The 6740-nt window shown below is 70.8% G+C and carries 4 protein-coding genes; 2 read left to right on the top strand and 2 right to left on the bottom strand.

The window, feature by feature from the left end; genetic code table 11:
- Both B4M62_RS02770 and eccCa read right to left on the bottom strand, forming a co-directional pair.
- A partial coding sequence (locus tag B4M62_RS02770) for a hypothetical protein (RefSeq protein ID WP_414651762.1) occupies window positions 1–496 on the bottom strand: 496 nt, incomplete at its 3' end.
- Entirely contained in the window at window positions 493–4485 is a 3993-nt protein-coding gene (gene eccCa, locus B4M62_RS02765; RefSeq protein ID WP_290704839.1) for a type VII secretion protein EccCa, read from the bottom strand. The genes B4M62_RS02770 and eccCa, both read right to left, overlap by 4 nt.
- 190 nt (window positions 4486–4675) lie before the next feature.
- On the opposite strand from eccCa, the gene eccD reads away from it, so the two are divergent.
- Window positions 4676–6103, top strand: coding sequence for a type VII secretion integral membrane protein EccD (gene eccD / locus B4M62_RS02760; protein WP_290704836.1), 1428 nt, complete (start codon window positions 4676–4678; stop codon window positions 6101–6103).
- 71 nt (window positions 6104–6174) lie between these two features.
- Window positions 6175–6740: S8 family serine peptidase (locus B4M62_RS02755; protein WP_290704833.1), on the top strand; the 566-nt coding region annotated here is incomplete at its 3' end.

Raw genomic sequence — 6740 nt, 5'->3', positions numbered from 1 at the left:
CGTCGACCCGGACCCCGCCGACCATCGTCGCGGCAGCCGATGGCGAGCGTGATCGGGCCAGCCCCGCGCCGACCGCAACCATGAGGACGAGGATCACTGCCGCCAATCCCACCGGCCATCGTCGCGCCCGGCGATGGACGAACCCCGCCCCGGCCGTCGCGACCGGAGGAAGCGGGCGATGAGCGCCGAAGCGCTGCAGTAGCGCTGGGTCCACGGCCACGATCCGCGGAGTGCCGACTGCCGAGACGACCGTGCGCAGTGCGGTACGCGCCCATTGCGGTGGGGCGTCGACGACGACGAGGTCGACTCCCGAGGCTGCGCCCGACAATCGGCCGATCACGGTCGCCCGGTCGCCGCGCAGCACAGTGCTGGCCGATTCCGCAGACGCACCGGCAACGCGATGCGCCACCCACTCGTGCCCGTCGCTCGCGACGACGAGCAGCGCCGACACCCCTGCGTCGGCGTGACTGCGTGCGATCGCCAGCGCCCTGCTCATGACTCGCTCGCCACCTGGATGACCTCGCTGCCGACGCGGGTGACGAATTCCCCCCGCCCAGGAATGCGCCGACACATCCGCGTCTGGCCGACGATGTAGCCCTCGTCGCGATCCCCACTCATCAGCAACGTGTCGGTTGACAGGTCGCGCAGCCGAGCGATCACCGGGTCGAACAGCGCCCGCGACACACCACCGGACCGGCGGGCGAGCACCAGGTGGAAGCCGATATCGCGGGCGCTGGACAACAGGTCGACCAGGACCAGCAGCGGGTTGGCGCTACTCGTCGCGACCATGTCGTAGTCGTCGACGAACAGATAGATGTCCGGGCCGCTCCACCAGGCGCGCGCGGCGAGCTGCGCCGGGGTGACATCGTCCGGCGGCAGCCTGCCCTCCAGGAGCGTCGCGAGCTCGGCCATCATCGGGCCCGCCGACGCCGCCGAGCTCACGTAGCCGGCCCGATGGGAGTCGGGCACGCGGCCCAGCATCGTCCGGCGATAGTCGACGACGACGAGCTTGGCCTGCGTCGGGTCGGCTCCCGCGACCAATCCCGAGGCGAGGGTGGCCAGGACGGTGGTCTTGCCGTGCTCGACATCGGCAAGGACCAGCAAGTGGTGCCGGGCGGTGAAGTCGAGTAGCACCGGGGCCAGGTCCGACTCGCCGACCCCGATCGGGACGACGCCGACGGGGAGGTCCACGCCCGCGGCGGCGAACTGCGCGTTGACGCCGGCCAAATCTAGCTGCGTCGGCAGCAAGGGCACCGGGGGCGCCTGCAGACCCGGATGCTGGTCCACCACGGCCTCGATGAGACCGGCGAGACCGGCATCGGCCGCCAGTCCGGGCAGCGCGACGAGCAGGTGCAGCCCCTCTGCGGTGATCCCCCGTCCGGGCCGGTTGACGGGCACGAGCTCAGCGGCGCGACGACTCATCTCCGAATCGAGCGGGTCGCCGAGGCGCAACTCGATTCGCGACCCGATGAGATCGCGCACCGACGGATGGATCTGCGCCCATCGTGTCGCCGTCACGACGATATGCACGCCGTACGACAGCCCACCCGAGGCGATGGCGGCGAGGTCGGCCGCGAGTTCGTCGAACTCGTCGCGCAGCACCCCCATGCCGTCGAGGACGAGAAACACATCCCCGTGCGGATCGCCGCCGACGGCGCCCGGCTCGTCAATGCACCGTGACCGGAAGGCACGCATCGACTCGACACCCAGCCGGGCGAAAGCCTCTTCGCGCCTGGCCATGATCGACCTGACCTCGGCGAGGGTTCGCCGGATGCGCTCGGGTTCGGCGCGGGTAGCAATCGATCCGACGTGCGGGAGTTCCGCCAGCCCGACGAGCCCGCCGCCGCCGAAATCGAGGCAGTAGAACTGGATTTGCGCGGGCGTGTGCGTCAGCGCGGCCGCGCAGATCAGTGTGCGCAGCGCCGTCGACTTTCCCGATTGTGGACCGCCGACGACGGCTACGTTTCCCGCCGCGCCCGACACGTCGACGATGAGCAGTTCGCGCCGCTGGTCGTAGGGACGGTCGACGATGCCGACGGGCAGGCGCAGGGACCCCGTTATTCCAGCCACTTCCACCGGAAGCGGCGCGGCAAGTTCGCCGAGTAGCGGCGAGTCGTCGAGTGGGGCCAGCCACACCTCGTGCGCGGACGATCCATGGCCGGCCATTCGGTCGACGAGCACGTCCAGCAGCGACGGCCCCGACCGCCGCGCCGCCCGATCGTCGACGGAGGTGGGCACCGTCGGCGGAATCGTCGGCCCAGGCGACGGGGCGGAAGCCGCGGTGAAGTCGAGGACCCATCCGGCCCGCGCCGAATCGCGGCGGGCGGGCGCCGCGCCCACCGCATCCAGCGCCTCGTCGCGGACCGGCCCCGAGACGTAGCTCGTGTTGAACCGGCGGGGCGAGGCGGAATCGCATTTGAGGTACGCCGACCCCGGCACGCTCGGCAGGTGATAGGCATCGGGAACGCCCAACACCGAGCGGGATTCGTTGGCGGAGAACGTCTTCAAGCCGATGCGGTAGGACAGGTGCGAGTCCAGTCCGCGCAGCTTCCCCTCCTCCAGCCGCTGCGAGGCCAGCAAGAGGTGAATGTGCAACGACCGGCCCAGTCGGCCGATCATCACAAACAGCTCCGCAAAATCGGGCTTCTGGGCCAGCAACTCGGAGAACTCGTCGACGACGACGAACAGGGCCGGCAGCGGCGGCAGGCCGGCACCGCTCGCACGTGCCTGCTCGTACTCGGTGACATTCGCGAAGTTCCCCGCGGCGCGCAGCAGTTCTTGGCGCCGGTTCAGCTCGCCGCGCAGCGCATCGCCCATCCGGTCCACCAGCGAGAGCTCCTGCTCAAGGTTGGTGATGACCGCCGCGACATGCCTCGTCCGCTCCAGTCCGAGGAAGGTGGCGCCGCCCTTGAAATCGACGAGTACCAGGTTGAGCTCGTCGGGCGAGTGGGTCGCCACCAGGGCGAGTACCAATGTGCGCAACAGTTCCGACTTACCCGACCCGGTGGCGCCGACACACAGTCCGTGGGGCCCCATTCCGCCGTGCGCACTCTCCTTGAGGTCGAGCTCCACCACCCCACCGTCGGGGGCGTAGCCGATTGGCACGCGCAGCCGCTCCCGCCCGGTTCGGCCGCGCCAGCGCACCCGCGGGTCGAAGGCGCGCGGGTCTCCGACGTCGAGCAACCCGGCCAGTCCCGGATCGCCGGCCGGACCGTCTGCGCCCAGATCGGTCAGCACCGGGAGCATTGTCGACGGCCGGAATGCAGCCATCCGCCGCGCACACGCCGTCGTTTGGGCCAGTGTCAGCCGGTCGGCCACGGCGAATTCCTCGAGCCCGACCGCGGTGCGGGCGGCGAGGACCGGCCCCGCGACCTGCAGTGCGATACCGCGTCGAGCAGCCACCTCGCCCAAGGTGCCGTCGAGCGCGAGAATCGCGACGCCGTCGATGCCGGCGTCACCGGCCAGCCGTTCGTCGCCGCTCACCAGACCGCCGTCGATCACGATCATCACGTGCGGGCGCGCCCCGGTCCCGGGTTCACCCCTGGTGAAGCGGGTGCGTTCGGCGAACTCGGGGGCCAGTGCTGTCTCGATCTCACGCAGCGACGCGCCGAGCAGCGATGCCGCGCCCAATGGTCGTGCCTCGTCGTCACCATCGGCCGGCCGCGCGGAATGCGGCAGCCACTTGATCCAGTCCCAGTGCACCCACCGGTCCGGCGCTGCGGCCACGGCTATCCGCACCTGATCGGGTCCGTGCCACACGGCGAGTTGGACGAGCATCGCGCGCACCAATCCGCGCGCATCGTCGGCCGGACCGTCGACGGCGACCACCGGGAACCCGCGCAACGAGACCGCAATCGGTAGCCGGTGGACGGCGGCGTGCGCGCGCAGGAATCGGCGCAGCGCGACCATGGCGACCGGTTCGAGGTCCTCCGGGGGCGCCATCTCCGGCGGCACGAGTCTGGTGGCGAGTCGTTGGGCGCCGACACCGACGCGCAGATGAGTGAAGTCCCCATCGCCGTGGCGGCGTTCCCACATCCGCCGCGACCCGACCACCCGACTCAACGCGGCTGGCGCCGGATGGCACCACCGCAGCGCGGCCGACTGTTCGTCGACAGTGGCGGCCACCTGGCCGCGCAACTGCGCGAGGTATCGGAAGTAGTCACGACGTTCGGCACCCAACTCCGCCGCCCGCTTGCCACCGCCGCGACCTCCGGTGGCGAACATGCCGACCATCGACATGAGCATCATCATCGGAAACATCAGGAACAGCGGGTTTGCCAAGACGGATCGGCCGCCGGTGACGAACATCAGCGCGATCATGCCGACGACAGCGATAACCATGACCGCGGGCAGCGCCGTGGCCGCCAGACCACCCGGAACCGGGTGTGAAACCTCAGGCGGTGCAACAAGATCCACGTCACCGCCTGGCGCCGGTGGCGGCCCGAGACGGGCCTCCCGCACAAACAGGCGCGTCGAATCAGCCATCGATCCCCCCAGATCTTCGTCGGCCGGTCCCGCGCTCCCCCGAGCACGATCCCGCCCGTGACAGTAGCGCCGACACGGTGGGATCCGCCGCGAATCGCGACAACCGGACTTTTTCCCGTTTCGTCGCCACCGGACCGCACCGGCTGGTAGACCGTCGTCTGAAGGGGAGCTTCATCTGGGGGGATGATTCATGACCGCATGGGCGCGTGTTTCCGTGGCCGGACCAACGTCGAGCATCGACGTCGGGCTGCCATCAGATCTACCGATCACCGACTTCCTCGACGAGCTGGTGCTTCGGCTGGCCGGACCGGCCGACGTCACCGGCCCGACACTGGAGTGGACGCTACGGCCGATCGGCCGGGATGCGCTCGCACCGCAGGAAACCCTGCGCGGCGCGGGAATCGACGACGGAACCTGGCTCGTGCTGCGGGAGGGGCCGGCCGAGGACCCCGCGGTTCTCATCGACGACACTCTCGACGCACTGACCGAGACAACCGGCGACCGGTCGTGGACAGCTGAGGCAGCGCTGCGCCTCGGTGCCGCGGTGGCTGGCTGCGCGACGATCGCCGGTGCTGCCGGGCTGATTGTCACGCGCGCCACCGCGACGGCGCCGGCGCAAGCCGTAGCGGGGGCCGTCGCCATCATCGGGGCGGTGACACTGCTCGTCGCCGCGCTGTACTGCGCACGATTCACTGAGCTGTCCGGCCCCCTCCCGGCGGCCCTCTGCGCTATGGCGGCGGCGCTGTCGGGGGCAGCCGGGTTCATCGCGGTGCCGGGAAACGCAGGTCCCGAACAGGCACTGCTCGCAGTTGTCGCAGCCACCACCTGCGCGGCCATCACGTTGCGCCTGACTCGGGTCGCGCCGATCACGCACCTCGCGGCGATCACCGCGGGCTGCCTCGCCGTTGGCGCCGCCGCGGTTGGTCGCTCCGGAATGGATCGTGCACCGGTGGCGGCGCTGACCGCCGTCGCCGCTCTCCTGCTGGTTCTCGCGGCACCGCGCCTGACTATCCTCCTCGCCAAGATCCCGCTGCCGCCCGTTCCGTCACCGGGTGAGCCGATTGATCCGGTGGAGGTGCCCCCCTTGCCGACGATTGATGCTGTCGACGCGGTATCGCTGAGTGCGCTGCCCGATATCGCCGCGCTGACCCGCCGCGCCGAGCACGCCCGCGGCTGTCTCACCGGGTTGTGCCTGGGAGCCGCGGCCGTCGCGGCCGTCGCGGCGACCACTATCGGTTTCGCTACGCCGGACTGGCGGTTTGCCGTCATTGCCGTGGGCGTCGGTATCGCGCTCGTGCTGCGCGGACGCTCACACACCGACCTGTTGCAGGCCCTCGCACTGGCTGGTGGGGGCGCTGCTGCGCTGGTGGGCTTCCTTGCGGCCGCCATCGTCTCCGCCGCCCTCGGGGAGCATCCGTCTCGGCCGCTGACCGCGGCGCTGGCCGCGCTCGCGGTCGCCGCAATCGCGCTGGCGGTCGGCGGATGGTCCGCGGGTCGCACCTTTTCTCCGCTGCAACGACGCGCCGCCGAATTAGGCGAGTACGCGCTGCTAGTCGTCCTCCTGCCGCTGCTGTTGTGGGCGCTGGACCTCTACCGGATGATCCGGGAGGCGTGGTGAGCCGGCCGGTACTGACCCACGTCGTCGTCTCTGCCTTCGCAACCCTGTGCGGAGCCGCTCCGATTGCGATGATGACTGCCGCATCGGCGGCGGCGGTCCATCCGCCGGCGGCCGCCTCGACGCTTCCGGGCGAGGCCGCGACGCCGGGGCGTGCGGAGCAGCGGACGCGCTGCGCCGTGCCCGTCGTCGTCGCCCACCCCACCGCGGCCACCCGATCGGTGCGGGCCCTACTCGACGTCGACCGGGTACATCGCCTCAGCACCGGCGCCGGCCAGCGGGTAGCGGTCATCGATACCGGCGTGACGCCGCACCCCCGGTTGCCGCGGGTCGAGGATGGCGGCGACTTCGTCACCGGGGTGAGTGGATTGACCGACTGCGATGCCCACGGCACGCTTGTCGCCGGTCTCATCGCCGCCCGTGCCGACGCGGCCGACGGATTCGTCGGCCTCGCCCCCGACGTATCGCTCATCTCGATCCGCCAGTCGAGCACCGCCTTCTCGCCGCCGCGCCCAACCACCGACGATGAGCCAACGGCCACCGTCGGCAGCGGCTACGGGTCGGTGGCCGGGCTTGCGGCCGCGGTGATGCGTGCGGTGCGCCTCGGCGCCACCGTCATCAATATCTCCGAGGCCGCGTG

Source organism: Gordonia sp. UBA5067 (genome assembly GCF_002414845.1).
Lineage (GTDB): Bacteria > Actinomycetota > Actinomycetes > Mycobacteriales > Mycobacteriaceae > Gordonia > Gordonia defluvii.
Note: the sequence above shows the minus strand (reverse complement) of the source record. Positions and strands in the feature narration are given on the sequence as shown.